The sequence below is a fragment of the Achromobacter sp. Bel genome (assembly GCF_012928505.1).
Lineage (GTDB): Bacteria > Pseudomonadota > Gammaproteobacteria > Burkholderiales > Burkholderiaceae_B > Achromobacter.
In genome coordinates this window covers 1-17,072 of record NZ_JABBJN010000066.1, presented here as the reverse complement: position 1 = coordinate 17,072, position 17,072 = coordinate 1, and the positions used below count along the sequence as shown (strand labels likewise).

Annotated in this window: 16 protein-coding genes and 1 pseudogene; 8 read left to right on the top strand and 9 right to left on the bottom strand. The window is 63.3% G+C overall.

Translation table 11 applies throughout. The annotated features are described in order from the left end of the window. Nucleotides 1-145 precede the first annotated feature (145 nt). Together HG262_RS27155 and HG262_RS27150 are read left to right on the top strand one after the other, a co-directional pair. Nucleotides 146-2,443: an NADP-dependent malic enzyme gene (locus HG262_RS27155; protein ID WP_169273966.1), complete on the top strand. Its 2,298-nt coding sequence runs from the start codon at nucleotides 146-148 to the stop codon at nucleotides 2,441-2,443. A gap of 142 nt (nucleotides 2,444-2,585) precedes the next feature. After that, the gene (locus HG262_RS27150; protein ID WP_169273965.1) at nucleotides 2,586-3,038 is read left to right on the top strand and encodes a DUF2214 family protein; all 453 of its coding nucleotides are present in this window, start codon (nucleotides 2,586-2,588) and stop codon (nucleotides 3,036-3,038) included. Here HG262_RS27150 and HG262_RS27145 read toward each other — a convergent pair. From HG262_RS27145 to HG262_RS27105, 9 genes are all read right to left on the bottom strand, one after another. After that, nucleotides 3,028-3,924: a LysR family transcriptional regulator gene (locus HG262_RS27145; protein WP_169273975.1), complete on the bottom strand. Its 897-nt coding sequence runs from the start codon at nucleotides 3,922-3,924 to the stop codon at nucleotides 3,028-3,030. The two genes, HG262_RS27150 and HG262_RS27145, sit on opposite strands and share 11 nt — an antisense overlap. Nucleotides 3,925-4,034: 110 nt before the next feature. Further along, nucleotides 4,035-5,171, bottom strand: a complete 1,137-nt coding sequence (locus HG262_RS27140; RefSeq protein WP_169273964.1) for a hypothetical protein — start codon at nucleotides 5,169-5,171, stop codon at nucleotides 4,035-4,037. Nucleotides 5,172-5,239: 68 nt separating this feature from the next. Next, nucleotides 5,240-6,550, bottom strand: coding sequence for a citrate synthase (locus HG262_RS27135; RefSeq protein ID WP_169273963.1), 1,311 nt, complete (start codon nucleotides 6,548-6,550; stop codon nucleotides 5,240-5,242). 20 nt (nucleotides 6,551-6,570) lie between these two features. Beyond that, nucleotides 6,571-6,831 carry a succinate dehydrogenase assembly factor 2 gene (locus HG262_RS27130; protein ID WP_046802661.1) on the bottom strand — a complete coding sequence of 87 codons (261 nt, stop codon included), beginning with the start codon at nucleotides 6,829-6,831 and terminating at the stop codon, nucleotides 6,571-6,573. Nucleotides 6,832-6,868: 37 nt separating this feature from the next. After that, nucleotides 6,869-7,585, bottom strand: a complete 717-nt coding sequence (locus HG262_RS27125; protein WP_105555041.1) for a succinate dehydrogenase iron-sulfur subunit — start codon at nucleotides 7,583-7,585, stop codon at nucleotides 6,869-6,871. A gap of 18 nt (nucleotides 7,586-7,603) precedes the next feature. Further along, entirely contained in the window at nucleotides 7,604-9,382 is a 1,779-nt protein-coding gene (sdhA, locus tag HG262_RS27120) for a succinate dehydrogenase flavoprotein subunit (protein WP_169273962.1), read from the bottom strand. Between the two features lie 3 nt (nucleotides 9,383-9,385). Continuing rightward, nucleotides 9,386-9,769 (bottom strand): succinate dehydrogenase, hydrophobic membrane anchor protein, encoded by a 384-nt coding sequence (gene sdhD / locus HG262_RS27115; RefSeq protein WP_006223905.1) that lies wholly within the window; start codon nucleotides 9,767-9,769, stop codon nucleotides 9,386-9,388. Next, a complete protein-coding gene (gene sdhC, locus HG262_RS27110) occupies nucleotides 9,770-10,186 on the bottom strand; it encodes a succinate dehydrogenase, cytochrome b556 subunit (RefSeq protein WP_006223904.1) in 417 nt (138 codons plus the stop codon). Nucleotides 10,187-10,307: 121 nt separating this feature from the next. Further along, the gene (locus HG262_RS27105; RefSeq protein ID WP_006223903.1) at nucleotides 10,308-11,087 is read right to left on the bottom strand and encodes a GntR family transcriptional regulator; all 780 of its coding nucleotides are present in this window, start codon (nucleotides 11,085-11,087) and stop codon (nucleotides 10,308-10,310) included. A 334-nt stretch (nucleotides 11,088-11,421) separates the two neighbouring features. On the opposite strand from HG262_RS27105, the gene HG262_RS27100 reads away from it, so the two are divergent. From HG262_RS27100 to HG262_RS31095, 6 genes and pseudogenes are all read left to right on the top strand, one after another. Further along, complete coding sequence (locus HG262_RS27100; RefSeq protein WP_006223902.1) at nucleotides 11,422-12,411, top strand: malate dehydrogenase; 990 nt, start codon at nucleotides 11,422-11,424, stop codon at nucleotides 12,409-12,411. A gap of 188 nt (nucleotides 12,412-12,599) precedes the next feature. Then, nucleotides 12,600-13,490, top strand: coding sequence for a methylisocitrate lyase (gene prpB / locus HG262_RS27095; RefSeq protein ID WP_006218121.1), 891 nt, complete (start codon nucleotides 12,600-12,602; stop codon nucleotides 13,488-13,490). A gap of 94 nt (nucleotides 13,491-13,584) precedes the next feature. Further along, a complete protein-coding gene (gene prpC, locus HG262_RS27090; RefSeq protein ID WP_169273961.1) occupies nucleotides 13,585-14,778 on the top strand; it encodes a 2-methylcitrate synthase in 1,194 nt (397 codons plus the stop codon). Between the two features lie 73 nt (nucleotides 14,779-14,851). Then, nucleotides 14,852-16,303 carry a bifunctional 2-methylcitrate dehydratase/aconitate hydratase gene (locus tag HG262_RS27085; RefSeq protein ID WP_169273960.1) on the top strand — a complete coding sequence of 484 codons (1,452 nt, stop codon included), beginning with the start codon at nucleotides 14,852-14,854 and terminating at the stop codon, nucleotides 16,301-16,303. A 64-nt stretch (nucleotides 16,304-16,367) separates the two neighbouring features. Then, nucleotides 16,368-16,796, top strand: coding sequence for a CopD family protein (locus HG262_RS27080; protein WP_175216749.1), 429 nt, complete (start codon nucleotides 16,368-16,370; stop codon nucleotides 16,794-16,796). A gap of 34 nt (nucleotides 16,797-16,830) precedes the next feature. Next, nucleotides 16,831-17,072, top strand: a pseudogene (locus HG262_RS31095) (DNA methyltransferase); the annotation flags it as partial.

Sequence of the window (17,072 nt, the reverse complement as noted above, 5' to 3'; positions counted from 1 at the left end):
GCTGCACTGCAACAACCAAGCGCCCGCGCTTTCTGGTGAAATACGGGTGTTCCCTAAGCATTTCGCAAAGAAACCGGCGGGCCGCGAGCCCGCCTTTTGTCATCCCGTTTTCTTTTTCAGTTAGTGCCTCAGAGGCCCCGATCCCATGGACGAAACTCTTACCAAAATGGCGTTGGATTACCACGCCTATCCCACCCCCGGCAAAATCTCGGTCGTCCCGACCAAGACGTTGGCCAACCAGGACGACCTGTCCCTGGCCTACTCCCCCGGCGTGGCCGCCGCTTGCATGGCCATCTTCGACCAAGGCGACGACGCCGCCTCGAAGTACACCTCGCGCGGCAACCTGGTGGGCGTGATCACCAACGGCACCGCCGTGCTGGGTCTGGGCAACATCGGCCCCCTGGCCGCCAAGCCGGTCATGGAAGGCAAGGGCTGCCTGTTCAAGAAGTTCGCCGGCATCGACGTGTTCGACATCGAACTGGCCGAGAACGATCCGGACAAGCTGGTCGACATCATCGCGGCGCTGGAACCCACGCTGGGCGGCGTCAACCTGGAAGACATCAAGGCGCCCGAGTGCTTCTACATCGAGAAGAAGCTGCGCGAGCGCATGAAGATCCCCGTCTTCCATGACGACCAGCACGGCACCGCCATCATCTCGTCGGCCGCCATCCTGAACGGCCTGAAGGTCGTGAACAAGGACATCGGCTCGGTCAAGCTGGCGTGCTCGGGCGCCGGCGCCGCCGCCATCGCCTGCCTGGACCTGCTGGTCCACCTGGGCGTCAAGCGCGAGAACATCTTCGTGGTGGACTCCCGCGGCGTGATCTGGGATGGCCGCGATGAAAACATGGAGGCCAACAAGAAGCGCTACGCACAGAAGACCGACGCGCGCACGCTGGCCGACGTGGTCAACGGCGCCGACGTGTTCCTGGGCTGCTCCACCGCCGGCGTGCTGACCGGCGACATGGTCAAGACCATGGCCGACCGCCCGCTGATCCTGGCGCTGGCCAACCCGGAACCGGAAATCCGCCCGGAAGTCGCCAAGGCCGCCCGCCCGGATTGCATCATCGCCACCGGCCGTTCGGACTACCCGAACCAGGTCAACAACGTGCTGTGCTTCCCCTTCATCTTCCGCGGCGCCATGGATGCCGGCGCTTCGCGCATCACGGAAGAAATGAAGCTGGCTTGCGTGAAGGCCATCGCCGAACTGGCGCAAGCCGAGCAGAACGATGAAGTGGCCCGCGCCTACGCTGGCCAGGAATTGTCGTTCGGCCCCGACTACATCATCCCGAAGCCGTTCGACCCGCGCCTGATCGTCCAGATCGCGCCGGCCGTGGCGCAAGCCGCTGCCGACTCCGGCGTGGCCGCCCGCCCGATCGAAGACATCGAAGCCTACCGCCAGAAGTTGATGGGTTTCGTGTACCACTCGGGCCAGTTGATGCGTCCGCTGTTCGCCCAAGCCAAGAAGGCGCCCAAGCGCGTCATCTACGCCGACGGTGAAGACGAGCGCGTCCTGCGCGCCGTGCAGACCGTGGCCGACGAGAAGCTGGCGTTCCCGATCCTGATCGGCCGCCCGGCGGTCATCGAAATGCGCATCGAAAAGGCCGGCCTGCGCCTGAAGGCCGGCGAGCATTTCGAGATCGTGGATCCGGAAGACGACAACCGCTTCAACGAAACCTGGAACGCGTACTACCAGCTGAAGGGCCGTGAAGGCGTGACGCCGGCCATCGCCAAGGCGATGATCCGCAAGCACAACACGCTGATCGGCGCGATGCTGCTGCGTCGCGGCGACGCTGACGCGCTGCTTTGCGGCGTGGCCAGCAAGTACGACAACCAGTTGAAGTACATCGACGAAATCATCGGCAAGAAGGAAGGCCAGACGTACGCCGCCCTGAACGTGCTGATGCTGCCTGACCAGACGCTGTTCGTCACCGACACCCACGTCAACGAAAACCCGACGTCGGAAGAAGTGGCCAACATCACCATCCAGGCCGCCGACGAAATGCTGCGCTTTGGCGTGGTGCCGAAGATCGCCCTGCTGTCGCACTCGAACTTCGGCAGCCGCGTGACGGAATCGTCGCGCAAGATGGCTGCTGCCAGCAAGCTGGTGCAAGAGCGCGCGCCCGACCTGGAAGTGGACGGCGAAATGCACGCCGACGCCGCCCTGTCGGAAAAGATCCGTGTGCTGGCCTATCCGGACAGCACGCTCAAGGGCCGCGCCAACCTGCTGGTCATGCCGAACCTGGACACGGGCAACATCACGTACAACATGCTGAAGATGACGGGCAGCAATGGTGTCGCGATGGGTCCGATCCTGCTGGGCGCCGCGCGCCCGGTGCACATCCTGACGACCAGCGCCACCGTGCGTCGCATCGTCAACATGACGGCGCTCGCCGTCGTGGATGCGCAGCAAGAGGCTGCCGAGGCCGCCAGAAAGCGCCGTTGATCGCCAGCCGGCGTTAACGGAACGGGTGCCCTGCGGGGCACCCGTTTTTTTTTGCGTCACGGCCATCCACGCTGGCCGCGGCGATAGTCCGCCACGGCGGCCGAATGGTACAACCTAGCTTGTCCTTTTCCCTGGAGACGACATGCTGGCCGATGCCCTGTACGCCTGGTTCCACTACCTGGCGATCTTCGTACTGGTGGTGGTCCTGACCGCCGAAGCGGTGCTGCTGCGCCCCGACCTTACCGCCAACGGCGTAAAGCGCCTGATCATCTATGACCGCCTCTACGGGGTCAGCGCCATCCTGGTACTGGTCACTGGCGTGCTGCGGTTGACGCTGGGCGTGAAAGGCGCTGCGTTCTACATGAGCACGCCCTGGTTCCACGCCAAGATCACGCTCTTCGTCATCATCGCGCTCTGTTCGATCCCGCCCACGCTGGCCATGTTGCGCTGGGCAAAGCAATCCCGCCAGCAGCCGGGCTTCGTGCCGGCCCTGACCGAGATCAAGCGAGTGCGGCGCTGGGTGATGATCGAATCGCACCTCTTCATCTTCCTGCCCCTGTTCGCCGTCCTGATGGCGCGGCACATCAGCGTATAAGCGCGGGTGCCGGCCAGCCCTTGGCGAGGCAGGCAATCAGGTAGTCGACGAACGCCCTGGCCCGGGCCGGCAGCAGCCGCGTCTCGGTCACGACATGCACCGGAAACGGCCCCAGGCTCCACCCGGGCAAGACACGGCGCAGGCCGCCCGACCGCTCAAGCTCGCTTTGGTCCCCGCCCAGCGGGGCGATGCCCGCGCCCAGCACCGCCAACCGCCGCGCCATGCCGGCCTCGTTGACCGAAAACCGGCTGCCCGGCATCACGCTGATCTGCTCTTGCCCGCGCATCAAGGGCCACCGCGTCGGCGCGCCATGCGGCTCGGCACGGAATCCGATGCACTCATGCGCGGCCAGTTCCGCCGGATGGCTGGGCGCGCCATGCGCCGCCAGATAGCTTTCCGACGCGTACAGATGGACGTCCACGGATCCCAGGCATCGGGCGATGCGCGAGGAATCCGGCATGTCGCCGATCTTGATCGTCAGGTCGCAGGGCTCGGCCACCCGATCCGCATGTTCCAGGCTGGTCAGGTTCATATGAAAGGCCACATCCGGATGCCGACGCGCAAAGCCCAGGAAAATCTCCGCCATCACGTCGGTGGCGAAGGTGGCCGGCATGTTGACGCGCAGCAAGCCCGAGGGCGTCGCGGTCAGGGCCTGCAATTCCTCGTGCGCGACCTGGGCCTCTTCGACGATACGCAGGCAGCGCTCCAGATAGAGCTCTCCGGCCCCCGTCAGCTCCACTTTGCGGGTGCTGCGGTTGAGCAGGCTCAGGCCGACCGAGCGCTCCAACTCGGCCACCCGGCGCGACAGCGTCGATTTCGGCAGCCCCAGCACGACGGCGGCGCGGCTGAAGCTGCGCGCTTTGGCCACTTCTGCAAACAGCTCCATGCTGTGCAGGCGTTTCACGGAAGTCTCATCCGACATCACTCCCTTACGGTTCAGCCGGCGGGGGACGCCACCGGCACACCGCATTGTCGGGAGAGACTTTTAAGAATTTCTTAACGTGGCCCGCTGGCCGCGGGCGTCGGGCACCGGGCGCGCACCGGGGTTTGCGGCTCCTCGTCGCCGACCACGAACGTGGCGAACTCAAACACGCCGACCTCTTCGTTCTTCACGATGCCGGCAAACGTCCCGTCCAGGCCCTGCATCACCGACATGCCTTCGGATACGTCGTCATGGCCGTCGCGTGTCGCCGGCTGCCCGCTCCGGGGGCTGAAGACGATGACGCCCGGAAACGGTTCACGGCCGGCCCCCTCTGCGCGTCTGACCGTCTTGACCTGCGTGCCGGCGGCATGGCGGAAGTCGCCCCATTGCACGCCGCATGCCAGTTCCGTGTCGCTGACCCGCATCAGGCGGCGGTCCCCGTCCAGGTAGATCCTGGGGTTGCTCAGCATCAGCCCGAAGGCTTTCACCGCCACAGGGTCCTTCACATCGATGCGCCAGCGATCCGGATCCTTGAAACCGTCGACGTAGACCGTCCCTTCCGAACCATACAGGATCGATCCCGGTGCGATCTCCATATCCCCGACATGGTTGCCGCGGCCCAGCTGGCACTGGTCCAGCGCTTTCATGGCGCCGTCCCGCGTGGCATCGAATTCGATGTCACGCGTAGCGTCGCATTGCCAGCCTTGCACGACCTGCTCTCCCGCGCCGCGCAGGATGACGGTGCGTGGATAACGGGCGATCAGCGCATAGGTGTCATGGTCGTAGTCGGTGCCAAGAAAGCGCCGCACCTGCGTTGCCTGAATGCCGTATACGGATACCGGTTGGGGAAACTCGGCCTCCAGGTAGGTTTCAAGCTGCCCTTCGTCCTGCAGCTTCAACCGCGTGCCGGTGGGCATTTCGATGCCGCCCACTGTCGTCGGCTGCGCCAGTGTGACGTTGCGCGCCGCCTCCTGCCGTTCGCTCTCGCGTTCCACCTGCCAGACGATCGCCTGGAACCACGCGTAGTAGCTGAATAGCACCGCCAGCAGTACGAACAGCACGGCGGATTTCTTCCAGTGCCTGCGCGCGGCGCGGCGCATTCCTGCGCTGACCGCCAGCGCCAGCAGCCCGCCGCAAAGCAGGATGCCCGCAAAGAAGGAAACCGTAAGCAGCAGGTAGAAACTGGCGGAAGGGAGCGCGATGGGAATCATGGCCCAGATGATATCCCCGACAACAAAAAACCGCCCGAAGGCGGTTTCTTGTCGAAGCGAAAAGCGGATTAACGCTTGTCCATCGGGGGCACGTCTCGGGTGACCTCACCCGTGAACAGCTGGCGCGGACGGCCGATCTTGTAATCGGGATCCGACAGCATTTCGTTCCACTGGGCGATCCAGCCCACCGTGCGGGCCAGCGCGAAGATGGCCGTGAACAGCGAGGTCGGGATGCCGATGGCGCGCTGGACGATACCCGAGTAGAAGTCCACGTTCGGGTACAGCTTGCGCTGCACGAAGTACGGATCGGACAGGGCGATGCGTTCCAGTTCCATGGCCAGCTTGAACAGCGGGTCGTTTTCCAGGCCCAGGGCCGAGAGAACTTCCTTGCAGGTTTCCTGCATCAGCTTGGCGCGCGGGTCGTAGTTCTTGTAGACGCGGTGGCCAAAGCCCATCAGGCGCACGCCCGAGTTCTTATCCTTGACCTTCTCCATGAACTCACCGACCTTGTCGATGCCGCCGTTGGCTTGCAGCTCTTCCAGCATCTGCAGGCAAGCTTCGTTGGCGCCGCCGTGAGCCGGGCCCCACAGGCAAGCCACGCCAGCCGAGATGGCGGCGAACGGGTTGGTGCCCGACGAACCGCACAGGCGCACGGTCGAGGTCGACGCGTTTTGCTCGTGGTCGGCATGCAGGATGAAGATGCGGTCCAGCGCGCGCTCGACGACTTCGTTGACCTTGTAGTCTTCGCACGGCGTGGCGAACATCATGCGCAGGAAGTTGCCCGTGTAGGACAGATCATTCTGCGGATAGATGAACGGCTGGCCTTGCGAGTACTTGTACGCCATCGCAACCAGCGTCGGCATCTTGGCGATCAGGCGGATGGCCGAGATGTGGCGGTGCTGCGGGTTCGTGATGTCGGTGGAGTCGTGGTAGAACGCGGACAGCGCGCCGACCAGGCCCGTCAGCACGGCCATCGGGTGCGCGTCGCGGCGGAAACCACGCAGGAAGAAGTGCAGTTGCTCGTTGACCATCGTGTGATGGGTCACTTGCGAGTCGAAGTCAGCCTTCTGAGCCTCGTTCGGCAGTTCGCCGTTCAGGATCAGGTAGCAGATATCCATGAAGTCGCAATTGACGGCCAATTGCTCGATGGGGAAACCGCGGTACAGCAGTTCGCCCTTGTCGCCGTCGATGTACGTGATGCCCGATTCGCAAGCCGCCGTGGACATGAAGCCCGGGTCAAACGTGAACATGCCCGTCTGGCCATACAGCTTGCGGATGTCGATCACATCCGGACCGACCGTGCCCTTGTAGACAGGGAACTCAATGGGTGCGCTGCCATCCGAGAAGGATAGAGTGGCTTTTTTGTCAGACAGGTTCATGTTATTTCCTCTCACATTAATCAGAGTGCGCGCATCTGGCCAATAATCCCCCGAAGCCTGGGCGTATCCAGTTCGCCTTCGAGTTCCTTGCGGGCCAGCAGCAGGTCGAGAAGATCGTTGTCTCCCATCTCGAACAGCTGGGTCAATGCGGCCACGTCATCATCGGTAAGTTCAGCCTCGTAAGCGTCAAGATACCGAGTGATGATCAAGTCGTTTTCGAGCAGGCCGCGGCGCGCCCGCCAACGCAGACGCGCCCGCTCCAGTTCAGTTAGCCTGCTCATCGTTACACCATAAGTACAAAAGTCTTCACACTAGAAACTAGACCGTGCGGCGGACCATCAGTTCCTTGATCTTGCCGATCGCCTTGGTCGGGTTCAGTCCCTTGGGACAGACGTCGACGCAATTCATGATGGTGTGGCAACGGAACAGGCGGTACGGATCTTCCAGGTTGTCCAGACGCTCGCCCGTGGCTTCATCGCGGCTGTCGGCGATGAAGCGGTAGGCTTGCAGCAGGCCGGCCGGGCCGACGAACTTGTCCGGATTCCACCAGAACGACGGGCAGGAAGTGGAACAGCACGCGCACAGGATGCACTCGTACAGGCCATCCAGCTCTTCGCGCGCCTCGGGCGACTGCAGGCGCTCTTTTTCGGGCGGCGGCGCGTCGTTGATGAGGTACGGACGAACAGAGTGGTACTGGTTGAAGAAGTGCGTCATGTCCACGATCAGGTCGCGGATGACGGGCAGGCCCGGCAGCGGACGCAAGACGATGGGTTCCTTCAGTTCGCGAAGGTTCGTCGTGCAGGCCAGGCCGTTCTTGCCGTTGATGTTCATGGCGTCCGAACCGCACACGCCTTCACGGCACGAGCGACGCAGGGCCAGACTGTCATCGACGTCGTTCTTGATGCGCACCAGCGCATCAAGCAGCATCTTGTCGGTCGGCTGGAGTTCGACGTCCAGCTTCTGCATGTACGGGCGCTCGTCCTTGTCCGGATCGTAGCGGTAGATTTCGAACTTGACGATTCTCTTGGTGCTCATAATGGGCTCTATCCGGACTTAGAAGGTACGCGCCTTGGGCGGGAAGGACTCAACCGTCAAAGGCTTCATCTGCACGGGCTTGTAATCCAGGCGGCTGCCTTCGGAGTACCACAGCGTGTGCTTCAGCCAGTTCTCGTCGTCGCGGGTCGGATGGTCGTCCAACGCGTGCGCGCCGCGGCTTTCCGTACGGGCAGCCGCCGACTTGATCGTGGCACGGGCCACTTCGGTCATGTTGGCCATTTCCAGCGCTTCGACGCGCGCGGTGTTGAACACCTTGGACTTGTCCTTGAAGTAGATATTGTCGGCTTGCTTGGCCAGGTCTTCGATCTGCGTCACGCCTTCGTTCAGCAGTTCCAGCGTGCGGAACACGCCGCAATGGCGCTGCATCGAGAAGCGGATGGCGTTGCCGATGTCTTGCGTCTTTTCGCCCGAGGTGCGCGATTCCAGCTTGTTCACGCGGTCCAGCGAGAAGTCGACGGCTTCCTTCGGCAGCTCCTGGTGCGCGCGCTGGCGCTCCGGGTGCGAATTCACGATGTGGTTGCCCGTGGCGCGGCCGAACACGATCAGATCCAGCAGCGAGTTCGTGCCCAGGCGGTTGGCGCCGTGCACCGACACCGCGGCGCATTCGCCGATGGCGTACAGGCCGTTGACGACCTTGTTCTCGCCGTTTTCACGCGACAGCACCTGGCCGTGGTAGTTGGCCGGAATGCCGCCCATCTGGTAGTGGATGGTCGGAACGACGGGGATCGGTTCCTTGATCGGGTCGACGTTGCCGAACTTGATGGCGATTTCGCGGATCGAGGGCAGGCGCTTGTTGATGACGTCGGCGCCCAGGTGGTCCAGCTTCAGGACGACGTAGCTGCCGTCCGGACCGCAACCGCGGCCTTCCTTGATTTCCTGGTCCATCGAGCGGGACACGAAGTCGCGCGGGGCCAGATCCTTCAGCGTGGGCGCATAGCGCTCCATGAAGCGTTCGCCATCCTTGTTCAGCAGGATGCCGCCTTCGCCGCGCACGCCTTCCGTGATCAGCACGCCGGCGCCGGCCACGCCGGTCGGGTGGAATTGCCAGAATTCCATGTCTTGCAGCGGGATGCCCGCGCGCGCCGCCATGCCCAGGCCGTCACCGGTGTTGATGAAGGCGTTGGTGGAAGCGGCCCAGATGCGGCCCGCACCGCCGGTGGCCAGCACCGTGGTCTTGGCTTCCAGGATGTAGATCTCGCCCGTTTCCATTTCCAGGGCGGTCACGCCGACGACGTCGCCAGCCTCGTTGCGCAGCAGGTCCAGCGCCATCCATTCGACGAAGAACTGGGTGCGCGCAGCGACGTTGCGCTGGTAGAGGGTGTGCAGCAGCGCGTGGCCGGTGCGGTCGGCGGCGGCACAGGCGCGCTGCACCGGCTTTTCACCGAAGTTGGCGGTGTGGCCACCGAACGGACGCTGGTAGATCGTGCCATCGGGATTGCGGTCGAACGGCATGCCGAAGTGCTCGAGCTCGTACACGGCGTTCGGCGCTTCGCGGCACATGAATTCGATGGCGTCCTGGTCGCCCAGCCAATCCGACCCCTTGACGGTGTCGTACATGTGCCAGTACCAGTTGTCTTCGCTCATGTTGCCCAGGGAGGCGCTCACGCCGCCTTGCGCGGCAACGGTGTGCGAGCGCGTGGGGAACACTTTGGACAGCACCGCAACCGACAGGCCCGCTTGGGACAGTTGCAGCGAACAACGCATGCCGGCTCCACCGGCGCCAACAACCACCACATCAAACTGGCGGCGCGGCAAGGATTTCATGACAGAGACCACGGCTTAAATGCTCCAGAGGATTTGCGCGAAGTAAACGACCGTACCGATCAACCAGAGGATCGTCAGCACTTGCAGCAGCAGGCGCAGGCCCACCGGCTTGACGTAATCCATCCAGATGTCGCGCACGCCAATCCAGGCATGCCAGGCCAACGCAATGAATGCAAGGGAGGCCAGGATCTGGCCCACCGGAATGAAGCCCACGTAGAAATTGAACAGCTTGACCCAGTGTTCATACGTGAAGGCGGGCATCGTCAGGATGCCGACGAGCAGCACCAGCGTATACACGGCCATGATGACGGCGGTGATGCGCTGGATGATGAAATCCATGACCCCATAGTGGGCGCCGACGACCAGGCGCTTGGGTCCGTAGTTTTTAGCGGCGGCCATTTACAGCACTCCGAACAGTTTGAGACCGAACACCAGCGTCAGCGCCAGGCTGACACCGAAAACCACGCCGGCGCTTTTCTTGGCCGACAGCTTGTCGATACCGATGTGCAGGTCCAGCAGCAGGTAGCGGATGCCGGCACAGAAGTGGTGCAGGTAGCCCCAGATCAGGACCAGGAAGACAAGCTTGACGATCGGGTTGGCCGCGATGGAGGCGATCCAGGCGAACGACTGCGGTGCGGCCACGCTCGCTGCGAACAGCGGCACGATGACCAAGGGCAAACAGAGGAACAGCAAAATGCCGCTGATGCGGTGCAGGATGGACAACTTGCCGGCCAGCGGCAGGCGATAGGAGAACGCGACTTGGGCAAGCCCAATATTGCGAAACTGCGGACGTGGCTTGGCAGCGGTGTCGGACATGACGGCCTCGGTGTTTCTGAACTAGGGAATCGTGACGGCGAAAATGCCGTGGCCCTTGCGGGCAAACACAGTATTTTCGCCCAGAGATAGGGTTGGTATCAAATCGTAGTGTAAAAGCTCATCAATTCAGACTATTGCGGTAGTGGTATCGATCGGTCAAGTACAACCCCCGCCGAATTTCCATGGGGCGGTCACCATAGGTGTACGACACCCGGTCCACCTGCAACAACGGCGTGCCGGCGGGAACATTAAGTAGCGGACAGACTTCGGCCGGCGCGATCACCGCGCGCAGCTTTTCATCCGCGCGCACCATGCTGACGCCGAACTCGGATTCGAACAGGCCATAGAGCGGCGCCTTGTTGGCGGTCAGCAGCTCGAGGGTCAGTCCGCGGAAAATGGTGCCGGGTAGCCAGATGTCGTCCACGACGGTAGGCGTCTGCCCCATGGACAGCAGGCGGCGGATCATGACGACGGTTTCGCCCGCCCGCAGGTCCAGGGCGCGCGCGATCTCGGCGGGCGCCCTGAGGCGCCGGCATTCCAGGATGCGGCTTTCGGCACGGCCGGGCTCGCCTTCTTCGTCGGCGGCCAGGCGCAGGAAGCGGTAGCGCACGCGGGCTTCGTGGTGGGTGGCGACAAAGGTGCCCTTGCCTTGGCGGCGCAGCAGCATGTGCTCGGCCGCGAGCTCATCGACCGCCTTGCGCACCGTGCCCTGGCTCACCTGGAAACGGGCGGCCAGATCGATTTCGCTGGGGATGAGTTCACCGGGCTTCCATTCGCCGCGCTCAAGGCTTTGAACGAGCAGATCCTTGATCTGGCGGTAGAGCGGACTGAAAGCGGCTCCCTCGCCCGTTGAACGGGCGGCGCGAGTGCGTAAGGAGGTTTCGGGCCGAGGCTCTGCCATGGATCTTCTTGAAAGTGTCATGTTCATCCGGATGATGGGAGGGCAGCGCAAAACAGGATGCAAACCCACATCCGCAATGCGCTGTCAGGGGCACAACCGACCGGGCTGCAACGCATTCGAATAAACGCTCTATTGTGGCATATCGCGCCAGATGCTGTCCAACGTCTTATGTCTTATATAAGATAGAAGAGCGTTTGACGCACCCGTAAAATCGATCTAGGATTCACGGCTGTCAGGGGCCCGCGCCGGCATGCCCGCACGCGCTGTTTTGGCCTCCTCAACGATTACACTGATTGGTGAGATTTTTCTCGCCAAACCATTACGGAGAACGTCCATGTCCAAGCCTGCCTTGCGTGTCGCCGTCACCGGCGCCGCCGGCCAAATCGGTTACGCACTGCTATTCCGCATCGCCTCTGGCGAAATGCTGGGTAAAGATCAACCCGTCATCCTGCAACTGCTGGAAATCCCCGACGAGAAAGCGCAAAAGGCCCTGAAGGGCGTCATCATGGAATTGGATGACTGCGCCTTCCCGCTGCTGCAGGAAGTGACCGCCCACAGCGATCCGCGCACCGCCTTCAAGGATGCCGACGTGGCCCTGCTGGTCGGCGCCCGTCCGCGCGGCCCCGGCATGGAGCGCAAGGACCTGCTGTCCGTCAACGCCCAGATCTTCACGGCGCAGGGCAAAGCCCTGAACGACGTGGCCAGCCGCAACGTCAAGGTCCTGGTCGTCGGCAACCCCGCCAACACCAACGCCTACATCGCCATGAAGTCGGCCCCGGACCTGCCGGCCAAGAACTTCACCGCCATGCTGCGCCTGGACCACAACCGCGCCCTGTCGCAACTGTCCGCCAAGTCGGGCAAGCCGGTCGCCGCGATCGAAAAGCTGGTCGTGTGGGGCAACCACTCGCCCACGATGTACCCCGATTTCCGCTTCGCCACCGTTGGCGGCGAGTCGCTGTCCAAGCTGATCAACGACGACGCCTGGAACCGCGATACGTTCATCCCGACCGTGGGCAAGCGCGGCGCCGCCATCATCGAAGCCCGTGGCCTGTCCTCGGCCGCTTCGGCCGCCAACGCCGCCATCGACCACGTCCGTGACTGGGTCCTGGGCAGCAACGGCAAGTGGGTCACGATGGGCATCCCGTCGGACGGCTCCTACGGCATCCCGGAAGGCATCATCTACGGCGTGCCGGTCACGACCGAAAACGGCGAATACAAGCGTGTCGAAGGCCTGGAAATCGACGCCTTCTCGCGCGAGCGCCTGGACTTCACGCTGAAAGAGCTCCTCGAAGAGCGCGACGGCGTCAAGGACCTGCTGAAGTAAGCAGCGGTTGAGTGAAGAATTGGGCCCGTTCATGCGGGCCCAATTCCTAAGCAACGCCGCAACGCCATTGCCGAAGCATGAACCTGTCCCTTCACCCGGCCTGCGGCGATTGTCGCGGAGGGGACAGATTCATGTTCCGGACCCGCGATAAGGTCGTGGGCTAGCCATAAGAAAGAACGGAGACCTCCATGTCCAGACCCGAATCGCCCGGCGCCCTCTTTCGCCGCGCCCTTGCCGAAGAGAGCCCGCTGCAGATCATCGGCGCCATCAACGCCAACCACGCCTTGCTGGCCAAGCGCGCGGGCTACCGCGCCATCTACCTGTCGGGCGGCGGCGTCGCGGCCGGTTCCCTGGGCCTGCCCGACCTGGGCATCAACACCATGGACGACGTGCTGACCGACGTGCGCCGCATCACCGACGTGTGCGACGTGCCGCTGGTCGTGGACATCGACACGGGCTTCGGCCCGTCGGCGTTCAACATCGCCCGCACCGTCAAAAGCCTGATCAAGTTCGGCGCGGCCGCCTGCCACATCGAAGACCAGGTCGGCGCCAAGCGCTGCGGTCACCGCCCCGGCAAGGAAATCGTCACCACCGAAGAAATGGCCGACCGCGTCAAGGCCGCCGCCGACGCGCGCACCGACAGCGATTTCTATCTGATCGCCCGCACCGACGCCATCGCCTCGCACGGCGTGGACGCCGCCATCGAGCGCGCCCTGGCCTGCGTGGAAGCCGGCGCCGACGCCATCTTCGCAGAAGCCGCCTACGACCTGCCCACCTACGACCGCTTCGTCAAGGCCGTCAAGGTGCCGGTCCTGGCCAACATCACCGAATTCGGCAAGACGCCGCTGTTCACCGTCGAAGAGTTGAAGAGCGTGGGCGTGGGCATGGTGCTCTACCCGCTGTCGGCCTTCCGCGCCATGAACAAGGCCGCCGAAGCCGTCTACACCGCCATCCGCCGCGACGGCCACCAGAAAAACGTGGTGGACCTGATGCAGACGCGCGAAGAACTGTACGACCGCATCGGCTATCACGAATTCGAATCCAGATTGGATGCGCTCTTCCAAAAGGGCAAAGCGTAAGTCCGCAACGCCTTTGGTATCCGGCGCCGCGGCCATCCCGGGGCGCCAAGCTTTTCCCCCATATCGTCAATCGCGAAAGGAAAGGAGTAGAGACATGAGCACGGCTCCCAAGAAGCAAGAAGCCAAATCGGACGCCAAGCCGGAAGAGAAAGCCGGTTTCAAACCCAAGAAGTCCGTTGCCCTGTCGGGCGTGGTCGCGGGCAACACCGCGCTGTGCACGGTTGGCCGCAGCGGCAACGACCTGCACTACCGCGGCTACGACATCCTGGACATCGCGCACACCAGCGAGTTCGAGGAAATCGCCCACTTGCTCGTCCATGGCAAATTGCCCAACAAGTCCGAACTTGCCGCCTACAAGCAAAAGCTCAAGAGCCTGCGCGGCCTGCCGGCCCAGTTGCAAGTGGCGCTGGAAGCCCTTCCCGCCTCGAGCCATCCGATGGACGTCATGCGCACCGCCGTGTCGGTGCTGGGCTGCGTGCTGCCCGAGAAAGACGATCACAACACCCCGGGCGCGCGCGACATCGCCGACCGCCTGATGGCCAACCTGGGCTCGGCCCTGCTGTACTGGTACCACTACAGCCACAATGGCCGCATCATCGACGTGCAGACGGACGACGACAGCATCGGCGGCCACTTCCTGCACCTGCTGCACGGCGAAAAGCCCAGCGACGAATGGGTCAAGGCGATGCACATCTCCTTGAACCTGTACGCCGAGCACGAGTTCAACGCGTCCACGTTCACGGCTCGCGTCATCGCCGGCACGGGTTCGGACATGTTCTCGTCGATTGCCGGCGCCATCGGCGCGCTGCGCGGCCCGAAGCACGGCGGCGCCAACGAAGTGGCGTTCGATGTGCAAAAGCGCTATGAAACGCCGGACGAAGCCGAAGCCGACATCCGCCGCCGCGTCGAGGCGAAGGAAGTTATCATCGGATTTGGCCACCCCGTCTACACCGTGTCCGACCCGCGCAACAAGGTCATCAAGGACGTGGCCAAGAAGCTGTCCAAGAAGGCCGGCACCACCAAGATGTTCGACATCGCCGAACGCCTTGAGACGGTCATGTGGGACATCAAGAAGATGTTCCCCAACCTGGACTGGTTCTCGGCCGTCAGCTATCACATGATGGGCGTTCCCACTGCCATGTTCACCCCGCTGTTCGTCATCGCGCGCACCGCAGGCTGGTCGGCTCACATCATCGAGCAGCGCATCGACAACAAGATCATCCGCCCCACCGCCAACTATGTGGGCCCGGAAGACCAGAAGTTCGTGCCGCTGGACAAGCGCAAGTAAGCCCCGGCGCAAGCCAGACGAGAGCAAGGGCGCAGCATGGCCACCTGTATTCATTCCATGGAGAGGTACCGCTATGTCTGCCCCGATCTCCAACGTGCGTCCCGATCCCGACCAGGTGCTGGTCGATATCGCGGACTACGTTCTGAACTATGAAATCAAGAGCGGCCTGGCGTATGACACCGCCCGCAACTGCCTGATCGACACGCTGGGCTGCGGCCTGGAAGCGCTTGAGTACCCGGCGTGCAAGAAGTTGCTGGGCCCGGTCGTGCCGGGCACGGTGGTGCCCCACGGCGCCAAGGTGCCCGGCACATCGTTCCAGCTGGACCCGGTGCAAGCCGCGTTCAACATCGGCACGATCATCCGCTGGCTGGATTTCAACGACACCTGGCTGGCCGCCGAATGGGGCCATCCGTCGGACAATCTGGGCGGCATCCTGGCCACCGCCGACTGGCTGTCTCGCACTGCGGTCGCTGCCGGCAAACCGCCCCTGACGATGCGCGACGTGCTGACCGGCATGATCAAGGCGCACGAGATCCAGGGCTGCATCGCACTGGAGAATTCCTTCAACAAAGTCGGGCTGGACCACGTCGTGCTGGTCAAGGTGGCGTCCACCGCCGTCGTGGCGCAGATGCTGGGACTGGACCGCGATGAAGTGATCAACGCCGTATCGCTGGCCTGGGTCGACGGTCAAAGCCTGCGCACGTATCGCCATGCCCCGAACACCGGCAGCCGCAAAAGCTGGGCCGCCGGCGACGCCACCAGCCGCGCCGTGCGCCTCGCGCTGATCGCCAGGACCGGCGAAATGGGCTATCCGTCGGTGCTGACGGCCAAGACCTGGGGCTTTTACGACGTGCTCTTCAAGGGCCAGCCGTTCAAGTTCCAGCGCCCCTATGGCAGCTACGTGATGGAGAACGTGCTGTTCAAGATCTCGTTCCCCGCCGAGTTCCATTCGCAGACCGCGGTGGAATGCGCCATGCAGATCCATGACCTGCTGCGTGCCCAAGGCAAGAGCGCCGACGACATCAAGGCCATCACGATCCGCACGCACGAGGCGTGCATCCGCATCATCGACAAGAAGGGGCCGCTGAACAACCCTGCCGACCGCGACCACTGCATCCAGTACATGGTGGCCGTGCCCGTGCTGTTCGGCCGCCTGACAGCGGGCGACTACGAAGACGAAATCGCCCGCGACCCGCGCATCGACGCGCTGCGCGACAAGATCGTGTGCGTGGAAGACCCGGCGTACACCCGCGATTACCACGACCCGGACAAGCGCTCGATCGCGAACGCGCTGACCGTGGAGTTCAACGACGGCTCCCGCCTGGACGAGATCGTCTGCGAATACCCCATCGGCCACAAGCGCCGCCGCCAGGACGGCATCCCGCTGCTGGAGGCCAAGTTCCGGACCAACCTGGCCCGCATGTTCCCGGCCAAGCAGCAGCGCCGCATCCTGGAAGTATCGCTGGACCAGAAGGCGCTGGAAGCCATGCCGGTGCACGAGTACGTGGACTTGTACGTGATCTGATTCCGGGGCCGGATGAAGGTGGGCACCGGCCTTACAATGCGGCTTTCCTCGATCGGATCGCGCCATGGCCATGCTCTGGGTCAAGACCTTCCATATTGTCTTCATCGCTTCCTGGTTTGCCGGCTTGTTCTACCTGCCGCGCATTTTCGTGAACCTGGCCCAGCAGACGGACGCCTCTGTCCAGGCCACGCTGCTGGGCATGGCCCGCCGCCTGTACCGCTTCACCACCATCCTGGCCGTCGTCGCCATCGTGTTCGGCATGTGGCTGTACCTGGGCTATCGCATCGGCGTGGGCCCGGGCAACGGCTGGATGCATGCCAAACTCTTTTTCGTCCTGCTCGTCATCGGCTACCATCACGCCTGTGGCTTGATGCTGCGTAAATTCGAACAGGGCAAAAACACCCGTTCGCACAAGTTCTATCGCTGGTTCAACGAAGTTCCCGTCTTGCTGCTCTTGGTGGTGGTGGCGCTGGTCGTCGTCAAACCCTTCTGATTCCCCCTACCTTTGCACATTCGCCAGGATTCGTATGTCCTCTGATGAACACGACCGTCCACGCAAGACGCTGACGATCAAGAAAACGGCGCGCGACGCCCACGCCGAAGAAGCGCCCAAGCGCACCCGCACGGGCGCCCGCGCCCGTCTGGTCGCGCAAATTGAGCGCACCCGCGAAAACGTCGAACGCCAGAAAGACCCCGAAGGCTATCAACGCCGCCAGGAAGAAGAAGCGCGCTACGCCCGCAAGCCGGCCGCCGGCGGCCGCGGCGCAGC